Here is a 23,104-nt window from a genome sequence, read left to right on the forward strand (position 1 = left end):
CCGGGAACAGCCCCGCACATCAGCCCCATTTCCGTCGATCGCCCTACCGGTGTTGTTTAGTGAGCGCTCTGCGTAGCCAGGTGCGCGAGGTTCTTCAGCATGTCGGTCGTCATTTCCGCCACGCCGTACTCGGGCCTCCAACCCCAGTCGCGCCGGGCGACCGAATCGTCAATCGAATTGGGCCAGCTTGCGGCAATCGCCTGACGGAAATCCGGCGCGTACGTCACTTCAAACGCTGGGTGATGCCGGCGAATTTCCGCCGCCAGTTCTGCCGGCGTAAAGCTCACACCCGCTAGGTTGTAGCTGCCGCGTTCGGTAATGTGCTCGGCCGGTGCTTCCATCAGTTCGATGGTGGCGCGCACGGCATCGGGCATGTACATCATGGGCAGCGCTTCGTCGCTCTCCAGAAAGCACGTGTAGCGTTCGCCCTTCACGGCGGAATGGAAGATGTCGATGGCGTAGTCAGTCGTACCGCCGCCCGGCGCGGTCTTGTACGAGATCAGCCCCGGATAGCGCAGGCTGCGCACGTCGATACCGTGGTGCTCGAAGTACCAGCGGCACCAGCCCTCGCCCGCCAGCTTGGAGATGCCGTAGACCGTCTTGGGCTCCATGATCGTGCTCTGCGGCGTGTTGTCGGGCGGCGTAGTGGGCCCGAACGCGGCAATCGAACTCGGCCAGAAGATGCGCTCGATGTTGTGCTGGCGCGCGGCCTCCAGCACGTTCAGCAGGCCGTTCATGTTGAGCTGCCAGCCCCACGTGGGCGATTGCTCCGCCGCTGCCGAGAGCGCCGCCGCCAGGTGATAGATCTGCGTGATGCCGTGGCGCTCGATGATCTCGCGCAACTGCCCGCGATCGATCACGTCGAGCATTTCGTGGCGGATCTGCGGGTGGCGCCCCTTGGGCACCATGTCGCTGGTCACCACGTTGCCGGTGCCGTAACGCTCGGCCAGCGCCGCCGCCAGCTCCGTCCCCAATTGCCCATTGGCGCCGATGATGAGAATGCGCGGCGCACTTCCTGTCCCACTGCCGGTGTTGCTCATCAGATGATCCCCAGTTCCTTGCCGGCGGTTTCGAACGCCTTGAGTGCTGCATCGAGCTGCTCACGCTCGTGCACTGCGCTGATCTGCACGCGGATACGCGCCTGCCCCTTGGGCACCACCGGGTAGAAGAAGCCGATCACATACACGCCCAGCTCCAGCAGGCGTTTGGACAGCGCCTGCGCCTTGGGCGCGTCGTACACCATGATCGGCACGATGGGGTGGTCACCCGGCTTGATGTCAAAACCGAGTTCAACGATCTTGCGGCGGAAGTACAGTGCGCTGTCTTCCAGCTTGTCGCGCAACGAGGTGTCGGCCTCCAGCAAGTCGAGCACCTTGATGCTGGCGCCAACAATGGCCGGTGCCACGGTGTTCGAGAACAGATACGGCCGCGAGCGCTGGCGTAGGAGCGCCACCACTTCCTTGCGCGCGCTGGTGAAACCGCCCGATGCACCGCCCAGGCCCTTGCCCAGCGTGCCGGTAATGATGTCGATCTTGCCAAACACGCCGCGGTGCTCGTGCGAGCCGCGCCCGCGCTTGCCCAGGAAGCCCGTGGCATGGCACTCATCAATGCCCAGCAACGCGCCAAACTCATCGCAAATGGCGCGAATTTCATCGAGCCGCGCAATGGTGCCATCCATCGAGAACACGCCGTCGGTAAAGACCAGCTTGAAGCGCGCGCCGGCTGCGTCCGCAGCTTTCAGTTGCGCGCGCAGGTCATCCAGATCGTTGTGCTTGTAGCGATAGCGCTGTGCCTTGCACAGGCGGATGCCGTCGATGATGGACGCGTGGTTCAGCTCATCGCTGATGACGGCGTCTTCCGCGCCAAGCAGCGTCTCAAACAACCCACCGTTGGCATCGAATGCCGAGCCGTAGAGGATGGTGTCTTCCGTACCGAGAAACTTCGCCAGCCGCGCTTCCAGCGTCTTGTGCAGATCCTGCGTGCCACAGATGAAGCGCACCGAGCTCAAGCCAAAACCGTGCGTGTCCAGCGCCTCATGCGCCGCCTTGAGCACCTCGGGGTGCGACGACAAACCCAGGTAGTTGTTGGCGCAGAGGTTGATGACCTCCTTGCCATCGTCCGTACGGATCACGCTGCCCTGCGGCGAGGTGATGATGCGCTCGGTCTTGTAGAGACCGGCCTCCTCGATGGCTTCCAGTTCGCTGCGGATATGCGCGTAGAAAGCGTCGATGGAAGCGTTGGCTGCCGTTGTCCCCATGGTGCTCCTCCTGTAGACTGCGTTGATCGATAAATCGAACAAGTTCGATATATCGAATAATTTGTTCAATTTACAAGATACCATCCAATGGCACAAGCCCCTGCCACCCGTCCGTTCGATGAAGGGCTTGCCGAAGGCCCGCCGGCCGTTGGCGCCAAGCTGCAAGTGCTGCGCCAAGCACGCAAGCTGTCGCTGGACGAACTCTCGCGCCGCGCCGGCGTATCCAAATCCATGCTCTCGCAAGTCGAGCGCAACCTCGCCAACCCGACCGTGGCCGTGCTGTGGCGCTTGGCAACCGCGCTGGGCGTGGGGCTGGCGGATTTCCTCTCGCCCGAAGGTGCAGCGGATGCGGCACCGTCCGTCACGGTCATCCCGGCTCACTCCATCCCAGTCATCAAAAGCCCGGATGGCAAGTGCGAATTGAAGATTCTTGGGCCGGTGGACCTGGCGGCGCGTTTTGAGTGGTATGAGCTGTCGATCCAGCCAGGCGGTGTGCTGGCGTCAGAACCGCATGAGGTGGGAACGAAGGAGCACCTGTCGGTGCTCAGCGGCACGCTGACGGTGCAATCCGGGTCGAGCGAGAAAAAGGTGCGGCACGGAGAGTCCGCGCGCTACCCGGCGGATGTGCAGCACGCGATTTCGAATTCGGGGAAGACAGTGGCGACGGCGTTGTTGGTGGTGGAGTGTGCGCAGTAGTGAGCGCAAACAATGGACACGCAACTGCTACAGACTGAAGACGCTTACAACGAGGCGCTCGCCATCGTGTCGAAACTCGTCGATGCTGCCGCTACGCCAGGCACGACAGATGGAAATCGCCTCGAAATCATGACCGGGCTGATCGAGCTGTTGAGATTCACTCAACGCTGAATCTCGCATCAGCGAGCGCCGTGCTTTCCAAAGACCGCGCTTAATTCAGTCTGAATCGCTGGTTCACTTAACGTTGAACTATCCGAGTTTTGGTTCTCTTAACTCTGAACTTTCCGGCTACGTTTCCAACGTCAGAAATAGCACGGGCCGGCCGTGATCGACCCGCTACGGACGTTCGATGCTGCGCATTCTTGGTCCGCAACAGGTTCTTAAGCCGTCGCTCGTCACGCAACAAAGAGTCGGCGGCAGCAAACAGGAAAGGTGGCTCCCTTGAAATCCTGACTCTCCCAACAGGCTGTCAGACTATGCGAAGGAGCTGCCTCGCCGATGAGCAAGGTGCCGCTTTCGAGCGGTTTCCCGAAGTGACGCACATGCCGTCCCGAGGAGACTCGCGATAACAGCGGCTAGCCGTGGGCCTCTCTGTCCGGATTGTTTCTCACCAGTAGTACCGGGAGGGAAGACGTACGGACAACGCTCTCCGCGACGCTTCCCAGCAACGCCCTCGGCACGCCTCGCCTCCCATGTGTGCCAAGCACCAAGACTTGCGCGCCAGCCTCCGCCGCAAGTCTCTCCAGCTCCGTGGCGACGTCAATATACGTCAGCGGATCTCTTGTGATGGCGACCGAAGCCTGGATTCCAGCTTGTTGGGCCTTCCGAATCGCAGCCGAGATCAGCGTCTCTCCGCGCTGAGCCAGCGCTGCCGTGACCTCCCGCACGAACGGAGAGCTCAAGTCGTATTTGACGTGGGCGTTATCCACGACATGGGCGATCACAAGCTTTGACCCGAGTGATTTGGCCAGGCGGATGGCCTCGTCGAGGGCTTGCTCCGCGGTCGGGCTTGCATCGATTGCGACCATGATGGTTTCGTACATCGTGATCTCCTTTCGGTACCTGCGTTGAACGATGGTTTGCCGCGTCACTGCATCGGATCAGTGATCCCCGGATGGTCTGGGGCCCTCTGGAGACGAGGGGCTTCTTTGCGGGTGCCGCCAGCACAGCCGCTTTTCCGTCATGAGGCGGCGCCAATCCACTTTCGTGAACCCATAGACCGCAGCGAGAAACACCAGCTGCGACACGACAAAGTAGACACCAAGATAAGAGCCATCGATCTCGGACTCTTCGTCCAGATAGCGGGCCCCGATCTGGGCAATGTGCGTCCAGGTCAGGTAGCTCACCCAGCGCCCCACCAAGAATGGCAGTCCGATCAACCACAGCCGCATGCCGGTCAGGCCGTAGGCGATGAAGATGGTGTTGGATGGAAACGGGCTGAACGCGTAGGCAAGCACCAGTCCCACAGTCATACCTTTGCGCTGCTTGAGCCAAGCGCCCACCACGTCGATGTTCTGCCGGTCCGATTCGCGCATCCAATGGTTGCGGACCAGCATGCAGGCCAGCCTCGCCAGGACCAGACGCCCCGCCGTCGCGGCGCAGGCGGCCACCGCTGCCAGCGCAACGGGGTTGGCTTCGGGCTGAGAAAAACCGATCCATGACATCACCATCCACGTGGGTGGCGCAAAGGCTGGGATCACGTTCAGGGCAAAGACCGTGGCAAACAAGGCGAGCAGGCTCGTCATGGTGTTCACGCCTCCTTGCCGAGTACGTGAAACAGCTCATCTTCCTGGGCGCAGTGCAGCCGCAGGACCGCGTCCAACCCATACAGCAAACGCTGCAGTTCCTGTAACGCGGAGGGGTCCGGTCCTTGCTCGGGGATGTCCGCGACGATCCTGTCCAGCAGGCTCGTCACCCGAAAGATTTCGCGATGCATGCCGCTCATGGCGGCCAGGGGGTCTTCCCCCCCCAAGCAGGCGCGCCACGTCAGGATAGATCTCGGTATCGTCACGGCGCTCGTGCGGCACCAGCACCAGATTCAACGACCGGTTCAGCTCGGAGAGCGCCGTCTTTGCCAGACTCCGTTCCATCCGCGGTAGTTGATCCGCCACCGTGCGGATGTGGTTCATGATCGGTTCCAGCTCGGTATGTTCGGCTTTGAGGCGTTCCACGTCCGTTGGCGGCAACGAGCGTGTGGCTTCACGCCGGCCTGCTTGTAGGGCGCGCAGGGCATTGAGGATGACGAGAACGTCGATGATCTCCTGCAGCAGAGCCCCGGCCAGCGCAGGCAGATAACCCAGCGCTGCCGCGATCATGGCCGCGATCGACAGTGACATCCCGGCTCCCACGCTTTGGACCGCAATGCGACGTGTGCGCCGGGCGATCCGCACGGCATCGACCAGGCGGTCCAACCGGTCAACCAGCAACACAACGTCCGCCGCTTCCGAGGACGCCGCGGCACCGCGTGCCCCCATCGCCACTCCGATGTCCGCTGCCGCCAGCGCCGGTGCGTCGTTCACGCCGTCACCGACCATGATCACCGTGCCCGCCGCGCGGGCCTCCCTGATTGCTGTGAGCTTGTCCGCGGGCGATTGCTCCGCATAGACGTCGGTCACGCCCAGCATCGCGCCAACCGATTCGGCCACATCAGGCCGATCCCCCGTGAGCATCCCTTGGCGGCACACCCCAATCTGGCGCAGCAAACGCAGCGCGCGCGGGGTTTCAAGGCGGATGCGGTCTGCAAGCTGCAACGCACCGGCCAGCTCACCATCCACCCCCACGAAGACAGCTGATGCGCCGGCATACCGAACACGCTTGATGAACGCCTCGCTCCATGGCGGCGCGACCGCCGAGCCGAGCACGTGAGGCAAGGTGCCAATCGAAACAGCATGGCCGCCCACATGACCTTGGACCCCCGCGCCTGGACTCTCGATCACGGCGCTGGGCAGCAGCAGCGCGGCACCTCGCTCGCGGGCCGCTTTGGTCACCGCTTCGGCCATGACGTGATTCGAAGCTTGTGCGAGAGAGGCTGCGAGACGCAGCACCTCCTGGGGTTCATAGCGGCTGCTGCACTCGATGTCGACCAGCCGCGCGTACCCTCCTGTGAGGGTCCCGGTCTTGTCGAAGAACAGGGTATCGGCCTGTGCGAGCCGTTCCAGGGCGCCGCCGCCCTTGATCAGAACGCCGCGCCAGGCACAACGCGACATGCCCGATACGATCGCCACCGGTACTGCCAGGATCAGCGGGCAAGGCGTGGCAACCACGAGCACCGCGAGGCAACGGGCTGGATTGCCTGTCAGTAGCCAGCTCGCTCCGGCGAGCACGACCGCGACGGCTGCGAATGCGAATGCATAGCGGTCGGCCAGGCGCACGGACGGGCTGCGCTCGGCCTGGGCGGCACTGACCATCCGGACAATGCCCGCAAAGGTACTGCGCTCGGCCGATGCCGCCGCCACCATCTCGAAGGCGGCCCCAGCGTTCAGCACACCGCTGCTCACGGCTTCTGCGGCCTTGCGGTGTCGCGTGACGGATTCACCGGTCAGCGTTGACTCATCTAGATCGGCCGGCTCCGACAAGGTGCCGTCCACGGGTACGACTTCGCCATGCCGCACCAACAACCGGTCGCCCGACCGGACTGTCGCCAGATCAACCTGGCACCACTGGCCGCCATCGAAGCGATTGGCCTGTTTGGGTGCGTGGCTCAGTAGCGCCGTCATCTCCTCTTGCGCACGCGCCTGAGCGAAGTCCTCCAGTGCGCGCCCGCTCGCCAGCATGAGGGCAATGACGGCGGCCACCAGCACCTCGCCCGACAACAGCGCAAAGCTGATCGACAAGAGTGCCAGGACGTCAATGCCCGCTTGCCGCCGTATCAAGGAACGAACGATCGTGACCGTCAGCGCCACCCAATTGGGAGCAATGCCGATCAACCATAGATCTTGCGCCAGCGCACCTGCGTTCAGGTAGCGAGCGAGCAATCCTGCCGACAGCGTCAACGCAGAGGCGGCGAGCAGGACGGCATTGAGGTGTCGGAAACCGGAGGGCATGGGCCAGAGGCAGGCGGGAGGAGCCGAGACGGCAGAGGCATCGCCTCCGTTCCTGCGCGCTCAACGATGCTAGATCATGCGGCGCAACAGCCTATCCTTCAGTACAACCTCGTGCCAGAGAGCAGCAACAGCGTGCAGTCCCACGAAGATGTACACCAGCGTTGCTCCCGACTCGTGGACTTCCTTGGCTAGGTCAGCCAGCGCCTTGTCCGGCGCAAGCGGGACAGGCCAGTCCAGGCCGAACGGCTGGATGGCCTTGCCATCCCAGGCGAGTGCCAGTGCACCGAGGATCGGCATACCCAGCATCAACACGTAGAGCACTAGGTGCATGGCTCGTGCAGCACGCTCAAGAAGCTTAGGCCCTGGAATTGCCGCTGGCACTTCCGTGCCTAGGCGGGCAAACAACCGCAGCACCATCAAGGGCAGCACGGAAAGGCCAGCCGTTTGATGGATGGTGAACAGGGCGTCCCGCATGGCGCTGCCCTTAGGGAAGAGATCGTGGATATCGATGGTCACCACCGCGATCAGCGCAGCTAGGAACACGAGCCAATGCAGCGACCGTATGACCGGGGAGTATTTCTGCTCGGAGCTCATGGAGGTCACCCAGGGAGAAGGTGGAAAACCGGTAGGTCGCGATCCGCAACCGCTACGTTTCACGGATACTCGTTCCAGTTCGGGAGGGCTTGTCGCAAGTCAACAAAGCATGAGTCGGCCGCGATTAAATCGGCACACAACCTCACCGACCGGGCAGCTATCACAGCGCACAATCTGCGGATACACCGGCGCCGAGATTGCAAATACCCGTTTTGTCCCGCTCGGAGCGGGTGCTCGTGCGCTTATTCGACAACCGGCGCGGGTCGTACTTGCTACAAAGCGGGGCGCGTGTTCGATCTGGAAAATGACCGTCGTGTAGGCCTGAGCAAACTTTCAAATCTCGGCTCGAGGATGAGGAGCGTGCGAGCCAAGTGCAGTCGGAGAGCTGCGTGGGCGCTTCGTACGCAATCGCGGACATTCAAGATACATAGGCGACCGTCCCCTTGATGGCCGAACTGAGCCTAATATCCTCCCCGTTCTGCCGATCGTGCCTCGGTTCCGGCCTCTGCCGCGCTTTCTGCCGGTTGCCCAGCCGTCCCTGTTGGCACTTCCGTGTTCCTTACCCACGACCGTACCGAGGGGCGTGTGCCGCAGGAAGTTCAGAGTTAAACGAACAAGGTTCAAAGTTAAGTGAATCTCGACACGAGCAGTACGAAGCGCAGGATTTTCCGTTTGAACCCTAGGCCGCCCACCACACCCTCGGCAGCAATACTCCAAGCATCAACCCACGCAGCGCCATAAAACCCAGCATCGACACCCACAGCCCGTGGTTACCCCACAGCGGCTGGAGCATGACCGACAGCCCCCAGAACGCAGCGGCGGCCACAGCCATCGTCACCAGCAGTTCACGCGTGCGCGTGGCGCCGATAAACACGCCGTCAAACTGGAAGCCCCACATGGAAACGATCGGCAGCAGCGCCGCCCACACCAGATAGTGGCGCGCGGCCTCGCGCACGGCCGGCTGATCGGTCAGCACGCCGATGATGGCCGAGCCCGCCAGCGCATACACCGCCGCAAACAGCCCCGCCCCCAGCACTGACCAGAACGTCGATACGCGAATTGCCATGCGCAGTGCATGGCGGTCCCGCCCGCCCAGTGCGGCGCCCACCAGTGCCTCGGCGGCATGCGCAAAGCCGTCCAGCCCGTAGGCCATGAAGGTCAGGAAGTTGAGCAGCAGCGCGTTGGCAGCCAGCACCACGTCGCCCTGCTTGGCGCCCGCGTGGGCAAACCAGCCGAAGGCGCCCAACAGGCACAACGTGCGCAGAAAAATGTCGGTGTTCAAACCCATCAGCCGGCGCCAGGCGTCGCGCGCGAGCAGTTCAGCGCGCGTGAGCGGGGGCAAACCCAGCGGCCGCTGCAGCCACAGCAGCAGCATGCCCAGCGCAAACCCGGCGATGTCCGCCAGCGCTGTCGCCGCGCCGATGCCACCGACACCCATGCCCGCCCCCAGCACCAGGCCCAGCACCGCCGCCATGTTGACCGCGTTGATGAACACCTGCAGCAGCAACGCGCGCCGCACCTGCTGGCGCCCGAGCAAGGTACCGAGCACCACATAGTTGGCCAGCGCAAACGGCGCTGACCAGATACGCGCATGGCAATACACCTCGGCCATGCGGGTGACGGTGTCACTTGCCCCCAGCAGCGTCAGCGTGATGCGGATGGCCGGCCCCTGCAGCACCAGCAACAGCGCACCAATAGCCAGCGCCAGCAGCAACGCACGCACCACGCTCGCCCGCAGTGCACGTGCATCGCCCGCACCATGCGCCTGCGACACCAGCCCCGTGGTACCCATGCGCAGGAAGCCGAAGCCCCAGAACACGAAGTTGAAGAACACCCCGCCCAGCGCCACCCCGCCGATGTATTCCGGCCCAGGCAAATGCCCCGCCACGGCCGTATCCACCGCCGACAGGATCGGCTGCGTCAGGTTGGCCAGCACGATGGGAAACGCCAGCGTCAGCACGCGCCGATGCCACTGCGCAGGTGTCGCAGGTGCAACCGATGTGACGGATGAGGACTCCATGGGGGTAAAAAATGGGGAGGGACAGTGAAAATCGGATGAAAAAGAGGTGCAACCGCCAGCGATTTCGCTATGATTGCGCCCCATTGCGAGTTCCGGCAATCGTGCGACAAGTGCGTCACCCTGCACAACGTCGCCGATGACTATACGCGAATCCCCCCGGAAGGCAGGCACCATGCCCCCGCCTTTCAACGCGACCGGACAAGCGCGGTTGATGCTACGCGTCACCCCGTGCACGCATGTTCTGCGCTGGTGACACCCACCATGCGGAACGGTGGGCGACGCCAAAACAGCGTCGCCTCGGTAGAACTAAGCGGACTGTTAAGCAAGCCGCGGTGCCCTGTCGAGCGTCCGAACTCGCCGGGGTGGAGACTTCCTTGGAAAAAAACGTACAACGCAACCTTGGCGCCTGGCCCCTGATGTTGACCGGCTTGGGCTCGATCATCGGTTCGGGCTGGCTGTTCGGTGCGGGTCACGCCGCACAGGTGGCAGGCCCTGCCGCCATCTTTACCTGGGTCATCGGCGCAATCGTTATCCTGGCCATCGCCCTGACGTATGCCGAACTGGGCGCGATGTTCCCCGAGTCCGGCGGCATGGTGCGCTACGCGCGCTACTCGCACGGCTCGCTGGTGGGCTTCGTGGCCGCGTGGGCCAACTGGATCGCCATCGTCACCGTCATCCCCATCGAGGCCGAAGCCTCCATCCAGTACATGAGCTCGTGGCCGTGGCCGTGGGCGCAGGGGCTGTTCCAGAACGGTGAGCTGACCCCGGTCGGCCTGGTGCTCTCGGCCGTGCTGGTGATCGTGTACTTCCTGGTGAACTACTGGGGCGTGAAGGCGTTTGCCAAGGCCAACAGCGCCATCACCATCTTCAAGTTTGTGATTCCGCTGGCAACCGCCGTGGCGCTGATCGTGGCGGGCTTCCACCCGGGCAACTTCGGCATGGCCGAAGGCGCGAGCACGGCAGGCGGCTTTGCGCCGTATGGCTGGTCGGCGGTGCTGTCGGCCATTGCCACCAGCGGCATTGTGTTTGCCTTTAACGGCTTCCAAAGCCCGATCAACCTCGCGGGCGAGGCGCGCAACCCAGGCCGCAACGTGCCCATTGCGGTGATCGGCTCCATCCTGCTGGCCGCTGTGATCTACGTGGCCTTGCAGATTGCCTTTCTGGGTGCAGTGCCCCCGGCGTCGCTCGCGGGCGGCTGGCATGGCATCGACTTCCACTCGCCGTTTGCTCAATTGGCGATTGCGCTCAACCTGAACTGGCTGGCCGTCGTTCTGTATCTGGATGCGTTCGTGAGCCCCTCGGGCACCGGCGCCACCTACATGGCCACCACCACGCGCATGATCTACGCGATGGAGCGCAACAACACCCTGCCGGCCATCTTCGGCCGCGTGCACCCGGTGTTTGGCGTGTCGCGTCCGGCCATGTGGTTCAACCTGGCGGTGTCGTTCATCTTCCTGTTCTTCTTCCGTGGCTGGGGCGCACTGGCAGCCGTCATTTCGGTGGCGACCGTCATCTCGTACCTGACGGGCCCGATCAGCGTGATGTCGCTGCGCAAGACCTCCCCGGGTCTGCACCGCCCGCTGCGCCTGGCTGGCCTGTCGCTGATCGCACCGTTTGCCTTCGTGTGCGCATCGCTGATCCTGTACTGGGCCAAGTGGCCGCTGACCGGCGAAATCATCGTGCTGATGCTGGTGGCACTGCCCGTGTACTTCTACTACCAGGCCAAGGCTGGCTGGCCCGACTTCAAGACGGAGCTTAAGGGCGCCTGGTGGATGATCGCCTACCTGCCGACCATTGCCGCGATGTCGTACTTCGGCAGCAAGGAATTCGGCGGCCTGGGCCTGATCCCCTACGGTTGGGACATGGTCATGGTGGCGGTTGTGTCGCTGGGCTTCTACCGGTGGGGCGTGGCCAGCGGCTGGCACACCCGTTATCTGGATGAAGTCGAGCACGTGCATGAAGACGCGCCGGCTCCAAGCGGCAAGCGCGCACCGCGCGGCGTACCGCAAGGCGTCTGATACCAGCATCGCCATCCTCAGAAAAAACGCCCGTCCGGTTCGCCGGCGGGCGTTTTTTTATTTCACGATGGCTCCAGCACCGTTGTCCGCTGGACTGCGCCTCAGTTTGACTCCCGGTGCATCGCTGACTTGCCCCGAGGAGAAGCCACGTCGCTGAGAGCCTGCCGCAGGCGTGGCGCGGCAAAATCAAGGAAGCGACGCATCTTCAACGGCATCTGCCCACGTGCAACGTGCACGAGATGGACTGGAGCGGGTTCCGGCTCGTACGCCTCCAAGAAGATCTGCAGCTCGCCACGCGAGACAGCCTCCGCCGCCTGGTAGTGCAGCAACCGAGTGATGCCGACCTTGCGGACTGCCGCCTGCATTGCCGCTTCCGGAGTCGTGACGGTCAGACGCGGCAGGATCGGGACATCGATCACCGTGCCGGATCGCGGGTGCAGAAAACGCCACGACGGCGAAGGCATGGGCGTGTCCACGCTCACACACGGAAGACGCGACAGATCATCGGGAGCCTGCGGTGTGCCGCGACCGGCAAGGAGCCCGGGGCTGGCACACGTGACCGTTCGCATGACGCCGATTTGCGTGGCCACCATCGAGCTGTCCGGCAGCTTCCCAATGCGCACCGCCATGTCCACATGGTCGCCAATGAGATCCACGTTGCGATCGGACAGGATGAGCCGAATGTTGATCTCAGGAAACGCCGCCAGAAAGTCGGTAACAACCGGCAGCACGTGCAGGCGCCCAAACATGAGCGGCGCGGTGACGACCAATTCGCCCTTGGGCACGGTGAACTCGCCAGCCGCTTGGCGCTCCGCCTCCTCCACCTCGTCGAGGATGCGGCGTGCTGACGCCACATAGGCGACGCCGGCATCCGTCAACGTGAGCTTGCGGGTCGAACGGATCAGCAGCCGCGCGCCGAGCCGCGTTTCCAGCTCGGAAATCTTGCGGCTGAGGGTGGCCAGCGGCACCTTCAAATCGCGTCCCGCCGCAGATAGGCTGCCTTTCTCCGCAACCGCCACCAGCAACGACATGGCCTCCAGGCGATCCATCTTATCCTTCCAACATTTGGTAGAGATATTCTTGATATTGCCGGATTATCAATAGAAATGGAAAGAGGCAAGATCCATTTCACCGAGCGTATTCCACGCTCGAGACACTGGAGAACGCCATGTCCCGCCTTGCCATCCCGACTGTTGATTTGCACCGAATCCTGACCCAGGATTTGCATCGAAAACTGACCCACCCCAAAGGCTGTTAGGTGTCGCTTTGTGCGGGTTGTTTGGCGGTGCGTTTCTCCTTCTTGGGCTGGGTGGTGCTGTGCTTGAAACGATAGCTATCGTTGCCGGTTTCAACAATGTGGCAGTGGTGCGTGAGGCGATCCAATAGCGCGGTGGTCATCTTGGCGTCCCCGAAGACGCTGGACCATTCGCCGAAGCTCAGGTTGGTGGTGATGACGAGGCTGGTGCGCTCGTAGAGCTTGCTGATCAGGTGGAACAGCAATGCGCCGCCGGTCTGGCTGAACGGCAGATAGCCCAGCTCATCGAGGATCACCAGGTCGGCATACATGAGTCGCGTGGCCAGGTGTCCCGGCTTGCCTGAGACCTTCTCCAGTTCCAACGCGTTGACGAGCTCCACGGTCGAGAAGAAGCGCACTCGACGGTGATGGTGCTCCACGGCCTGCACGCCGATGGCGGTGCCGAGATGGGTCTTGCCCGTACCTGGGCCGCCGACCAGCACGATGTTGTGCGCCGACTCGAGGAACTCGCAGCGGTGAAGCTGCCGCACCAGTGCTTCGTTGGCCTCGCTGCAACTGAAGTCGAAGCCGGTCAGGTCTCGGTAGGCTGGGAAGCGCGCCACCTTCATCTGATAGGCCAGCGAGCGCACCTCGCGCTCGGTGAGCTCGGCCTTGAGCAGACGCGACAGGATGGCCACGGCCGACTGGTAGGCCGGCGAGTCCTGCGCCGCCAGGTCGCCCAGCGCTTGTGCCATGCCGTGCAGCTTCAACGACTTGAGCATCTCCAACATGACTTCATGCTGCATGATGCACCTCCCGATCTCGCAAGCTGTCGTAGCGGCCGACGTTGGCCTGCGGTTCGACGTGCAGCGCCAGTGCCTGTGGTGAGGTGATCGGTGCCACGGGCTCGCCTTCCAGGAGGCGGCTGAGGATGTTCAGGATGGTTTGCTTGGACGGGGCACCCGCCTCCAGTGCGAGCTCCACCGCAGTGAGCACGGCCTGTTCGTCGTGCAACAGCACCAGCGCCAGGATCTCGACCATCTCGCGATCGCCACCAGGGCGTTTGAGCAGTGTGGATTGCAGGCGTCGGAAGCCCTCTGGCAGTTCGGCGAACGGTGCGCCGTTACGCAGCGCACCGGGCTTACGCTGCAGCACCGCGAGGTAGTGGTGCCAGTCATAGATTGTGCGCCCCGGAAGATGGCTACGGTCGATGTGCCGCACGTGCTCGGCAATCACCTGGCCTTCGGCCACGAACACGAGCCGATTGGCATAGACGCGCAGACTGATGGGCCGGTTGGCAAACGACGCCGGTACGCTGTAGCGGTTGCGCTCGAAGGTCACCAGGCAGGTTGGTGAGACGCGCTTGGTGTGCTCCACAAAGCCATCGAACGGCTGCCCCACGGGCATCAGGTGTGGCCGCTCCAGCGACCAGGCCTCCCAGAGGGTCATGTCCAGCTCAGGATGGCGGGTCTGCTGCCACAGCCGTACGCACTGGTCGGCCAGCCAGTCATTAAGTGCCGCCAGAGAGCCGAATGCAGGGATGCGTTGCCAGATGCGGTGACGGCTGTCCTGCACGTTCTTCTCTATCTGCCCCTTCTCCCAGCCCGAGGCCGGGTTACAGAACTCGGCGTCGAACAGGTAGTGGCTGACCATGGTGCTGAAGCGCAAGTTGACGTCACGCAACTTGCCCAGGCGCACGCGATCCACGGCGGTCTTCATGTTGTCGTAGATGCCGCGACGCGGGATACCGCCCCAGGCCACAAAGGCGTGGTGATGGGCATCGAACAGCATCTCGTGGGTCTGCAGCAGATACGCGCGCAGGAAGAATGCGCGGCTGTGGCTGAGCTTGAACTGAGCCACTTGCAGCTTGGTGCGCTCGCCGGCGATGACCGCCCAGTCCTCGCTCCAGTCGAACTGGAAGGCCTCACCCTCTGCGAAGCGCAGTGGGATAAAGGTGCCTCGCCCCGACGTGCGGGCTTGCTCCTGTTGCTCCTGGCGCCAGCGGCGAGCGAATGCGGCAACGCGATCGTAGGAGCCGGTGAAGCCCAAGGCACACAGATCAGTGTGGATCTGCTTGAGTGTGCGCCGTTGCTTGCGTGGCTTGTTGGCCTCGGTCTTGAGCCAAGCGGAGAGCTTGGCGGCATGGCCGTCGAGCTTGCTCGGACTCTGCCGTGCAGGATAGGCCGGTGCCGTGGTGTCAGCGCGCAGATAGCGCCTGACCGTGTTCCTGGAGATGCCCAGGCGTCTGGCGATCTCGCGCAGCGGGATCTGGTCGCGAAGATGCCAGCGTCGAATGATGCTCAGTATGGCCACGTCGATCACTCCGATCTCCCGCTCGTTGCCGAGCGGGACAGTGTTCTATACGTGGGTCAACATTCGATGCAAAAACCTACCTCGGGTGGGTCAGGATTCCGTGCAAATCAACAGGTTGCCCATTCAGTGCCATGCTCACCGGCTCTCTGCGAGGTATTTCTGGAGGAACACACCGCTACTCTCTTTGACCTGAGGCCGCCAAGAAAACGAGAAAGAGCGCTGCGACGACAGGCGAAAAACATAATTGCTCTTCCGACTGACGGCACCCTGGGGGGCGCCCCGGATTCATCGACCACGACGATCTCACCGCCCTGGTGAAGCTCCAGTAGAGTGGCCTCCAGCATGTCGCGAGTGGCTCGCGTTGTGTTGAGCCGCTTCAGGAAGAACTGCTCGAAGGCCATGCCCTCGGCACCGTTGAACGACATCGCGGAGATCCGTTCGATCAACTCCGATGATCTTCCAGTAATGAGGACGAAGTATTGGAAATACCTTACCTCACATCACGCTAGATGAAATCTAATCAACTTCGCTATTTTTTATAAATAACTTCGCTACTCCCGGGGCGGGAGGCGCCATTTTTTCTAAATTTCTTCGCTACGCCCACACTAGCTCCATGCCGCCACCTCTTGCTCGTCGTAGGCATCGCACAATGACCTACAGCTACAGTTCAGGCTCAAGCTCTGGGATGTCGAAACCTCCACGCGGCTCAATGGCGAGCGGGCACATCGCTCGGACCATTGGTCATTAGAACACCCCCAGCAGCTACAGGTTCTTTCCCCAAGGATTGCCAATCGATGCTGGGACACCCAGCACCGGGCAGCAGTGCGGTGACAGATTTGTAAGTAAACAACCCAACACCGCTCTTCATGGTCATCCATTCCAAGGTTGTGAGCCACTCGGCAAGCTCGGGCTCTTCCTTGCGCATGAGCTGGTCGTGCAGACGGGTCAGCCGATCGCGCAGCACGCTGGCCTGCGTGATCTGCTGATCGAGCATCGCGATCTGCCGTTCCATGATCGTGGTCAGGGGAACGTCCGGGCTTGCCAGGAAAGCCCCGACATCGGCCAGCGACATGCCGAACCGCCGCAACGCCTGAATCTGGTGCAGCCGGGCAATGTCAGCCTTGTCGTACAGCCGGTAGCCGCTGTCGGAGCGGGCCGAAGGCGTGAGCAGGCCGATGCTGTCGTAGTGATGCAGCATGCGGACGGTGAGGCCGCAGCGTTTGGCGAGGTCGCCCACTTTCAACAACATGGTCAGCTCCTGTCTTTTGGCTTGAACCCAGGCTAGGACCTCACGCAGTGTGAGGGTCAAGCGCGGCGTGAATGGATGGCGCCCCGTGAAGACTCCGGCGCACTCCGCATTCTGAACCATGCCCCCTCTGTGGTGGGGGCTGCAGCCCGCCAACCCGCGCTGTGCCGTGCGTCATAAAAAATTCATTCAACGCTGTGTTCAGCACTCTCGTCTGTGACCGTTAGGCGGAATGTCCGAGCTTCCGTCCAACGCCATGACTTTCTCACCGCTTCCCTTGCCGGCGGGCATTGCGCCCGAGATGCTGCGTACGGTGTTCCAACCGATCTTCCGCCTGTCCACCACCGAGGTGCTTGGTTACGAGGCGCTGCTGCGTGGGCCGGCGGGCACGGCCATGGAGTCGCCCGCCGCGTTGTTTGCCGCGGCATCGGACACGCAGGGCGCAATTGCGCTGGAGACCACGGCCGCGCGCCTGGCCATTGCCAATTTCTCGGCCATGCGCCTGCCGGGCAAGCTGTTCCTGAATTTCAGCGCGTTTGGCGTGCGCCAGTTGCTGCAAGACCATGCCCGCCTCCTGCACGCGATTGCCGACCACGATCTGCACCCCTCGCGCATCGTCATCGAGCTGACCGAGCAGACGCCCATCGACGACCTCGCCAGCTTTGCCCAGGCGCTGTCGGTGGCGCGTGACTTCGGCATGCAGTGCGCACTGGACGATTTCGGCACGGGCAATGCCAACCTGAACCTGCTGATCGAACTGACGCCGGACTTCATCAAGCTCGACAAGTATTTCCTGCGCGACATTGCCAAGCACCCGGCCAAGCTGGACGTCGCACGCTCTTTGCAGCAAACGCTCAAGGGCGGCGCGACCAGCATCATTGCCGAGGGGCTGGAAACGGAAGATGAACTGGGCGTGGTGCGCGATCTGGGCATCCGCTTTGGCCAGGGTTTCTTCCTGGGGCGACCGCAAGACAAGCCGGCGGGCGACATGTCGAGTCAGGCAGCGCGCGTGCTGCAGTCCTCGCAGATTGCGGTGTTTCCGCAGGCGGTGCGCGTGGGCTGGCGCGCCATCACCGCCAGCAAGCTGCTGCGCGTGGCACCCACTCTGCCCCTGCGCTGCAGCAACGACGACGTGCTGCACCTGTTCAACCGCCACCCCGATCTGCATGCCGTGGCGCTGCTGGATGAAGACGAACGGCCGCTGGCGCTCATCGCCCGCCGCGCCTTCATTGACCGCTACGCGATGCCGTATCACCGTGAGCTGTACGGCAAGAAATCTGCGCTGGCGTTTGCCAACCGGCAGCCGGTACTGGTGGAAAAGTCCGCCTCGCTGGAAGACATGTCTGCGCTGCTGATGAGCGAAGACCAGCGCTACCTGACCGACGGCTTCATCATCACCGAGCACGGCCGCTACCTCGGCCTGGGCACGGGTGAAGAGCTCGTGCGCACCGTGACCGAGATCCGCATTGAAGCCGCGCGCTACGCCAATCCGCTCACGTTCCTGCCGGGCAACATTCCGTTGAACCTGCACATTGAACGTTTGCTGGAAGCGCGCGCGGAGTTCTACGCCTGCTATGTCGACCTGAACCACTTCAAACCCTTCAACGACCAGTACGGCTACTGGCAGGGTGACGAGATGCTGAAGATGGCCGCTGCCGTACTGGCCACGGCGTGCGAGCCGACGCGCGACTTTCTCGGCCACGTGGGTGGAGATGATTTCCTGATCCTGTTCCAGAGCGCCGACTGGCGTGCGCGCGTCGAGCATGCCATTGCCACGTTCAACACCAATGCGCTGGCGATGTATACACCGGCCGACCAGCTAGCCGGCGGTATCCATGCCGAAGACCGCAAGGGCCTGCCCGCGTTCTTCCGCTTTGTGACGATGGCGGTGGGTGCCTTGCACGTGCACCCAGGTGCCGCACGTAACAGTGATGACATTGGCACCGCCGCCGCGCTGGCAAAACGCCGCGCCAAACAGAGCGACAGCGGCTTCTACCTGGAAGCGATGCGGCCCGCGCAAACCCTGTCGGCCATCGCCTGAGCGTCGGTTGCTAGTCCGCTGAATCATTGAAATGGGAGGGGCAGGACATGCCATGCGGGATGCAGCGCTAGGCGCAAAGCGCAGCAATAGCTGGCTATTGCGAGCATTTGCAACGACGCGATGCGCCCGCATGGCGTGGCAGGCACCGACCAATTTCAGTGATTCAGTGGACTAGAGCGCCTCCGCCGGATCGCGCCGGCGGCGAGTCGGGCGGTTGGCCAGCGGCGTGAGATCGGCTTCAAGGTGTGCGTGCAACGCCTCCAGCCCATCCTGTTCAAAGAAGTGGTGGCCGGGCAGCGTGCGTAGCACGCTCGGGCCACGCGTGACGTCGGCCCAAGCGGCATAGTCTGCTTCGTTCAGCAATGGATCATCCTGGCCGCGAAAGCCGAACAGCGGCAACGACAGCGGCGGCTCCTCACGGTAGTCATAGATTTCCGACAGGCGCAGATCGGCCCGCAATGTCGGCAGGATGTACGACAGCGTGCGCGTATCCGTCAGCACGGATTCCGGCATGCCGCCCAGCCCACGCAGGCGGTCGATGAAGGCGGTCTGCTCCAGTTCACAGATCGGCGGGCGGCCCAACAGCCGATGCGGTGCGCGATGCCCGGAAATGGCCAGCGCCACCGGCTGCGGCCCGCCACGCGCTCGCAGCGTACGGGCCAGCTCGAACGCCACCAGCGCGCCCAGGCTGTGCCCGTAAAACGCAAACGGCAACGCATCGGCCTGCGCACCGGCCACTTCATCGGCCATGCCAGGCAGCAGTTCATCGAGATGGCCGGCACGCGCCACCCCCGCCGGCAGAAAGCGATGCGGCAACTGAATGGCCCGCACCTCGAAGCTGCGCAGCCCGGCCGGCCACTTGGCAAAGTTGCCTGCGCTGCCGCCCGCATGGTGGAAGCAGTACAACCGCAGGCGCGGCGCAATCACGGGCGTGCGCCCGACCGGAACGATATAGCGTAGCTGGGACATGGCGGTCACCCTCCTTACCAGGAAACCTCGCGCGGCAGGCCGTAGCCATCGGCCCCGGGGAATGCCGGCCACGCAGGCGCCTGTGCTTCGTGCGCCGGGCTGTGGCCGGTCAGTTGTGCCAGCAGCGCGTGCTGGCGGGTGCGGGCGGATTCGATGCTGGCGGCCTTCACGTGGCCGTAGCCGCGGATCTGCTTGGGCAGGTTAGCCAGCTGCAGCACGGCGTCGTACGTGAGAGCACTGAGCTTGCCGAGCGCGGTGTCGATGGCGTGCTCGTACTCGACGATCAGCGCGCGCTCCTGCCGGCGCTCGCGCGTGTAGCCGAACGGGTCGAAGCGTGTGCCGCGCAGCCACTTGAAGCGCGCCAATACGGCAAACAGGCGCTGCGTGCCGGGCCCGTACGTGCGCTTGCGCGGCGTGCCGCCTTCCAACGCAGAGAGAACGGGCGGCGCCAGATGAAAGCGCAGCGTGACGTCGCCTTCAAAAGTATCGGCCAGCGCGCGGCGGAAGTCTTCACCGCTGAACAGGCGCGCCACCTCGTACTCATCCTTGTAAGCCATCAGCTTGAACAGGTTGTGCGCCACGGCGGTGGCCAACGTCTGCTTGCCGGTGGCGGCGCGCTCGGCCTGCCGCACGTGCTCGACAAAGTTCACGTAGCGGCGCGCATAGGCTTCGTTCTGGTAGGCCGTCAGGAAGCCGCGGCGATGCGCGAGCACAGCATCCAGGCTGGCAGGCTTTTGCAGCTTGATGATGGATTCCGCCAATGGCTTGCTCGCCCCGATGCCCGCGTCGAACGCCGCATACCGCCCCCACTGGAACGCACGCTGATTGGCCGCCACGGCCACGCCGTTAACTTCAATGGCGCGCAGGATGGACGCCTCCGACAGCGGCAGCAGCCCACGCTGAAACGCATAGCCCAGCATCAGCAGGTTGGTGTACAGCGCATCGCCCAGGTGGTGCTGCGCGAGCGCACCCGCGTCAACAAACTCCAGCCTGGCCTCGGCCGTTTCCCCCAGCAGGCGGCGCAGTTGCTCGGTGGGGAACTGCCAGTCCACTTGCCGGATGGCGTGCCCAGGGGGTGTCTCCTCCGTGTTCAGCACGATCTGCGTATGGCCGGGCTTGATCTTGTCCACCGCATCCCGCGCAGCGGCGGTGAGGATGTCGTAGCCGAGCACCACGTCCGCCTGGCAGGCAGGAATACGCTGCGAGTGCAGCGCGTCCTGCCGCTGCGCGATGCGCACGTGCGACATCACCGCACCGTTCTTCTGCGACATGCCGGTCATGTCCAGAACCGAGGCGCCCTTGCCTTCCAGATGCGCGGCCATACCGAGGATGGTGCCGACCGTGATCACGCCCGTACCACCAATGCCACAGATGAGCACGTTGAACGGTGCATCCAGCGCTACAAGTTGCGGTGTCGGCAAGGCTGGCAGGTTGTCGGGCAACGCGGCCTTCTGCTGCTTGCGTCCGCTGCCGCGCAGGCGGCCGCCTTCCACGGTCACAAAGCTTGGGCAGAAGCCCTTGGCACACGAGGTGTCCTGATTGCACGACCCCTGGTGCACGGCACGCTTGCGGCCGAACTCGGTTTCCAGCGGCACGATGGACGAACAGTTCGATTGCGTGGCGCAGTCTCCGCAGCCCTCGCACACCAGCGGGTTGATGAAGAGATGCCGGGCCGGCGCCTGCACCGCTTGCTTCTTCTTGCGGCGGCGTTTTTCCGCCGCGCACACCTGTTCGTAGATCAGCACGCTGGTGCCCTGCACTTCACGCAACTCGCGCTGCACGGCATCGAGCGACTCACGCGGGTGAATGGTCACGCCGTCCGGCAAGCCGATGCGGCCGTCATGGCGTGATGGGTCTTCCGACACCAGCGCGATGCGTGTCACGCCTTCCGATGCCAACTGTCGCGCAATCGCCGGCACGGTCACGGTGCCGTCCACCGGCTGGCCGCCGGTCATGGCCACGGCGTCGTTATAGAGCAGCTTGTAGGTGATGTTCACCTTGGCGGCTATGGCCGCGCGAATGGCGAGATAGCCCGAGTGGAAGTAGGTGCCATCGCCCAGGTTGGCAAACACGTGCGGCACCTGCGAGAACGGCGCCTGCCCGATCCACGTCGCACCCTCGCCGCCCATCTGCGTAAAGGTCTTGTTGTGCTCGGGGTAGATGGCGGTGGCCATGATGTGGCAGCCGATGCCGCCCAGCGCCAGGCTGCCCTCGGGCACCTTGGTGGACGTGCTGTGCGGGCACCCCGAGCAGTAGTAGGCCGAGCGCGCGGGCGTTGCCACCTCACGATCGAGAAAGGCCTGCCGGTCACGCAGCCAGGCCGCCGTCTTGGCAAGGCGGCCCTGCGGATGAAACTGTGCGAGCCGATCCGCAATCACCATGGCGATCTGCGCGACGGAAAGATCCGTCTTGGCCGAGAACACACCATTGCCAGCGGGGCCGGCCAGCTCGCCCACCCCGTCGGACTTGCCGACGATCCGCGGGCGCGCGTTGTCCGGCAGGTCGTACAGAAACTGACGCAACTGCGATTCCACCACCGGGCGCTTCTCTTCGATGACGAGAATCTCGTCCAGCCCCGTGGCGAAATCGCAGATACCCTGTGGCTCCAGCGGCCACGGCATGGCCACCTTGTGCAGGCGCAGGCTGGCCATCTCGGGTGAATCGGCATCGATCTCCAGCAGGGCGAGTGCTTCGCGCACATCGCGGTAGCTCTTGCCGGAGGCGATGATGCCCAAGCGCGCGGTGGGCGCATCGTGCGTGGTGCGATTGAGCCGGTTAGCGCGCGCATAGGCCAGCACCGCGGGCAGCTTGTGGTCTTGCATCAACGCTTCCTGCTTGCGCGCGGTCAGGCCCAGTGGGTCTGATGAAAGGCGGCAGTTCAGCCCGCCTTCTGGCAGCACGTGGTCAGTCGGCAAATGGATCTGCAAGGCAAACGGATCAGCCTCGATGCCGGCGGACGACTCCACCGTATCGGCCAGCGCCTTGAAGCCCACCGCGCAACCCGAGTAACGCGACATGGCCCAGCCGTGCAGGCCCAGCTCGATGTACTCCTGCACATCGGCCGGATACAGCACGGGAATCATCGCCGAGCAGAACAGGTGATCGCTCTGATGCGGCAGCGTGGACGAATACGCACCGTGATCATCCCCTGCCACCAACAGCACGCCGCCGTGCGCGCTGGTGCCAGCATGGTTCAGGTGCTTGAGCACATCGCCCGAGCGGTCCACGCCCGGGCCCTTGGCGTACCAGAGTGCAAACACGCCATCGTGCTTTGACTCACCCAGCAGATGCACCTGCTGCGTACCCCATACGGCGGTGGCGGCCAGGTCTTCATTTACACCGGGTTGAAAGCGGATGTCGTGCGCCGCCAGCGCATCACTGGCTTTCCAGAACGCCTGATCCAGCCCGCCCAGCGGCGAGCCGCGATAGCCCGACACAAAGCCCGCCGTGTTGAGCCCCGCAGCGCGGTCGCGCAAGCGCTGCACCACCGTCAGTCGGACCAGCGCATCGATGCCGCTCAGGAACACGCGCCCCGTGTGCGCCGTGTATTTGTCTTGTGCCGTGGTGAGTTGCACGCGAACCTCGCGAAGGTGAGGCAGTAACAAAACGCAGCGCGAGCGGAGCCTGCCCCGCCGCGCAGCGGGCATCGAAACAGCATGGATTGAACGGAAGA

At 63.5% G+C, this 23,104-nt stretch carries 16 protein-coding genes and 2 pseudogenes; 4 read left to right on the forward strand and 14 right to left on the reverse strand.

The window, feature by feature from the left end:
- Window positions 1-56: 56 nt before the first annotated feature.
- Together V6657_RS19220 and kbl are read right to left on the reverse strand one after the other, a co-directional pair.
- The gene (locus V6657_RS19220; RefSeq protein ID WP_048932959.1) at window positions 57-1,040 is read right to left on the reverse strand and encodes an NAD-dependent epimerase/dehydratase family protein; all 984 of its coding nucleotides are present in this window, start codon (window positions 1,038-1,040) and stop codon (window positions 57-59) included.
- A complete protein-coding gene (gene kbl / locus V6657_RS19225) occupies window positions 1,040-2,257 on the reverse strand; it encodes a glycine C-acetyltransferase (protein WP_048932960.1) in 1,218 nt (405 codons plus the stop codon). Before kbl ends, V6657_RS19220 begins: the two co-directional genes overlap by 1 nt.
- A gap of 87 nt (window positions 2,258-2,344) precedes the next feature.
- Between kbl and V6657_RS19230 the strand changes: the two genes are divergently transcribed.
- Both V6657_RS19230 and V6657_RS19235 read left to right on the forward strand, forming a co-directional pair.
- On the forward strand, window positions 2,345-2,953 hold the full coding sequence (locus V6657_RS19230; protein WP_048932961.1) for an XRE family transcriptional regulator: 609 nt from the start codon (window positions 2,345-2,347) through the stop codon (window positions 2,951-2,953).
- Window positions 2,954-2,965: 12 nt separating this feature from the next.
- Window positions 2,966-3,124, forward strand: a complete 159-nt coding sequence (locus V6657_RS19235) for a hypothetical protein (protein WP_160315279.1) — start codon at window positions 2,966-2,968, stop codon at window positions 3,122-3,124.
- 404 nt (window positions 3,125-3,528) lie between these two features.
- On the opposite strand, the gene V6657_RS19240 is transcribed toward V6657_RS19235, so the two are convergent.
- The 5 genes and pseudogenes from V6657_RS19240 to V6657_RS19260 form a co-directional block, all read right to left on the reverse strand.
- Window positions 3,529-3,996, reverse strand: coding sequence for a universal stress protein (locus V6657_RS19240; protein WP_048936133.1), 468 nt, complete (start codon window positions 3,994-3,996; stop codon window positions 3,529-3,531).
- Between the two features lie 57 nt (window positions 3,997-4,053).
- Complete coding sequence (locus tag V6657_RS19245; protein ID WP_048936134.1) at window positions 4,054-4,698, reverse strand: hypothetical protein; 645 nt, start codon at window positions 4,696-4,698, stop codon at window positions 4,054-4,056.
- Window positions 4,699-4,703: 5 nt separating this feature from the next.
- Window positions 4,704-6,996, reverse strand: a pseudogene (locus V6657_RS19250) (heavy metal translocating P-type ATPase).
- A 69-nt stretch (window positions 6,997-7,065) separates the two neighbouring features.
- Window positions 7,066-7,590, reverse strand: a complete 525-nt coding sequence (locus V6657_RS19255) for a cytochrome b (protein ID WP_048936132.1) — start codon at window positions 7,588-7,590, stop codon at window positions 7,066-7,068.
- Window positions 7,591-8,269: 679 nt separating this feature from the next.
- Window positions 8,270-9,610, reverse strand: coding sequence for an MATE family efflux transporter (locus V6657_RS19260; RefSeq protein ID WP_048936131.1), 1,341 nt, complete (start codon window positions 9,608-9,610; stop codon window positions 8,270-8,272).
- Between the two features lie 374 nt (window positions 9,611-9,984).
- Between V6657_RS19260 and V6657_RS19265 the strand changes: the two genes are divergently transcribed.
- The gene (locus tag V6657_RS19265; RefSeq protein ID WP_048936130.1) at window positions 9,985-11,628 is read left to right on the forward strand and encodes an APC family permease; all 1,644 of its coding nucleotides are present in this window, start codon (window positions 9,985-9,987) and stop codon (window positions 11,626-11,628) included.
- Window positions 11,629-11,729: 101 nt separating this feature from the next.
- Here the strand turns inward: V6657_RS19265 and V6657_RS19270 are convergent, their stop codons facing one another.
- The 5 genes and pseudogenes from V6657_RS19270 to V6657_RS19290 form a co-directional block, all read right to left on the reverse strand.
- On the reverse strand, window positions 11,730-12,677 hold the full coding sequence (locus V6657_RS19270) for a LysR family transcriptional regulator (RefSeq protein ID WP_048936129.1): 948 nt from the start codon (window positions 12,675-12,677) through the stop codon (window positions 11,730-11,732).
- A 205-nt stretch (window positions 12,678-12,882) separates the two neighbouring features.
- Complete coding sequence (gene istB / locus V6657_RS19275; RefSeq protein WP_004630242.1) at window positions 12,883-13,668, reverse strand: IS21-like element helper ATPase IstB; 786 nt, start codon at window positions 13,666-13,668, stop codon at window positions 12,883-12,885.
- On the reverse strand, window positions 13,658-15,184 hold the full coding sequence (gene istA / locus V6657_RS19280; RefSeq protein ID WP_012760797.1) for an IS21 family transposase: 1,527 nt from the start codon (window positions 15,182-15,184) through the stop codon (window positions 13,658-13,660). The genes istB and istA overlap by 11 nt, the downstream gene beginning before the upstream one ends.
- 98 nt (window positions 15,185-15,282) lie before the next feature.
- Window positions 15,283-15,600, reverse strand: coding sequence for a hypothetical protein (locus tag V6657_RS19285; RefSeq protein WP_248694738.1), 318 nt, complete (start codon window positions 15,598-15,600; stop codon window positions 15,283-15,285).
- Between the two features lie 440 nt (window positions 15,601-16,040).
- Window positions 16,041-16,424 (reverse strand): annotated as a pseudogene (locus V6657_RS19290) (MerR family transcriptional regulator); the annotation flags it as partial.
- 229 nt (window positions 16,425-16,653) lie between these two features.
- On the opposite strand from V6657_RS19290, the gene V6657_RS19295 reads away from it, so the two are divergent.
- Window positions 16,654-18,462, forward strand: coding sequence for a phosphodiesterase (locus V6657_RS19295; protein WP_053166409.1), 1,809 nt, complete (start codon window positions 16,654-16,656; stop codon window positions 18,460-18,462).
- A gap of 171 nt (window positions 18,463-18,633) precedes the next feature.
- Here V6657_RS19295 and V6657_RS19300 read toward each other — a convergent pair whose 3' ends face one another.
- Both V6657_RS19300 and V6657_RS19305 read right to left on the reverse strand, forming a co-directional pair.
- Window positions 18,634-19,431 carry a thioesterase domain-containing protein gene (locus tag V6657_RS19300; protein WP_048934929.1) on the reverse strand — a complete coding sequence of 266 codons (798 nt, stop codon included), beginning with the start codon at window positions 19,429-19,431 and terminating at the stop codon, window positions 18,634-18,636.
- A gap of 14 nt (window positions 19,432-19,445) precedes the next feature.
- Window positions 19,446-23,006: an indolepyruvate ferredoxin oxidoreductase family protein gene (locus tag V6657_RS19305; RefSeq protein WP_248694737.1), complete on the reverse strand. Its 3,561-nt coding sequence runs from the start codon at window positions 23,004-23,006 to the stop codon at window positions 19,446-19,448.
- Window positions 23,007-23,104 lie beyond the last annotated feature (98 nt).

It is taken from the genome of Ralstonia sp. RRA (genome assembly GCF_037023145.1).
Taxonomy (GTDB): Bacteria; Pseudomonadota; Gammaproteobacteria; order Burkholderiales; family Burkholderiaceae; genus Ralstonia.

Bases quoted from the DNA above. Each gene is read 5' to 3' on its own strand.
- V6657_RS19240 (WP_048936133.1), bottom strand. From the start codon at position 3,996: ATGTACGAAACCATCATGGTCGCAATCGATGCAAGCCCGACCGCGGAG.
- V6657_RS19260 (WP_048936131.1), bottom strand. From the start codon at position 9,610: ATGGAGTCCTCATCCGTCACATCGGTTGCACCTGCGACACCTGCGCAG.
- V6657_RS19230 (WP_048932961.1), top strand. From the start codon at position 2,345: ATGGCACAAGCCCCTGCCACCCGTCCGTTCGATGAAGGGCTTGCCGAA.
- V6657_RS19270 (WP_048936129.1), bottom strand. From the start codon at position 12,677: ATGGATCGCCTGGAGGCCATGTCGTTGCTGGTGGCGGTTGCGGAGAAA.
- kbl (WP_048932960.1), bottom strand. From the start codon at position 2,257: ATGGGGACAACGGCAGCCAACGCTTCCATCGACGCTTTCTACGCGCAT.
- V6657_RS19300 (WP_048934929.1), bottom strand. From the start codon at position 19,431: ATGTCCCAGCTACGCTATATCGTTCCGGTCGGGCGCACGCCCGTGATT.
- V6657_RS19235 (WP_160315279.1), top strand. From the start codon at position 2,966: ATGGACACGCAACTGCTACAGACTGAAGACGCTTACAACGAGGCGCTC.
- istB (WP_004630242.1), bottom strand. From the start codon at position 13,668: ATGCAGCATGAAGTCATGTTGGAGATGCTCAAGTCGTTGAAGCTGCAC.
- V6657_RS19255 (WP_048936132.1), bottom strand. From the start codon at position 7,590: ATGAGCTCCGAGCAGAAATACTCCCCGGTCATACGGTCGCTGCATTGG.
- V6657_RS19295 (WP_053166409.1), top strand. From the start codon at position 16,654: ATGTCCGAGCTTCCGTCCAACGCCATGACTTTCTCACCGCTTCCCTTG.
- V6657_RS19245 (WP_048936134.1), bottom strand. From the start codon at position 4,698: ATGACGAGCCTGCTCGCCTTGTTTGCCACGGTCTTTGCCCTGAACGTG.
- V6657_RS19220 (WP_048932959.1), bottom strand. From the start codon at position 1,040: ATGAGCAACACCGGCAGTGGGACAGGAAGTGCGCCGCGCATTCTCATC.
- V6657_RS19285 (WP_248694738.1), bottom strand. From the start codon at position 15,600: ATGTCGTTCAACGGTGCCGAGGGCATGGCCTTCGAGCAGTTCTTCCTG.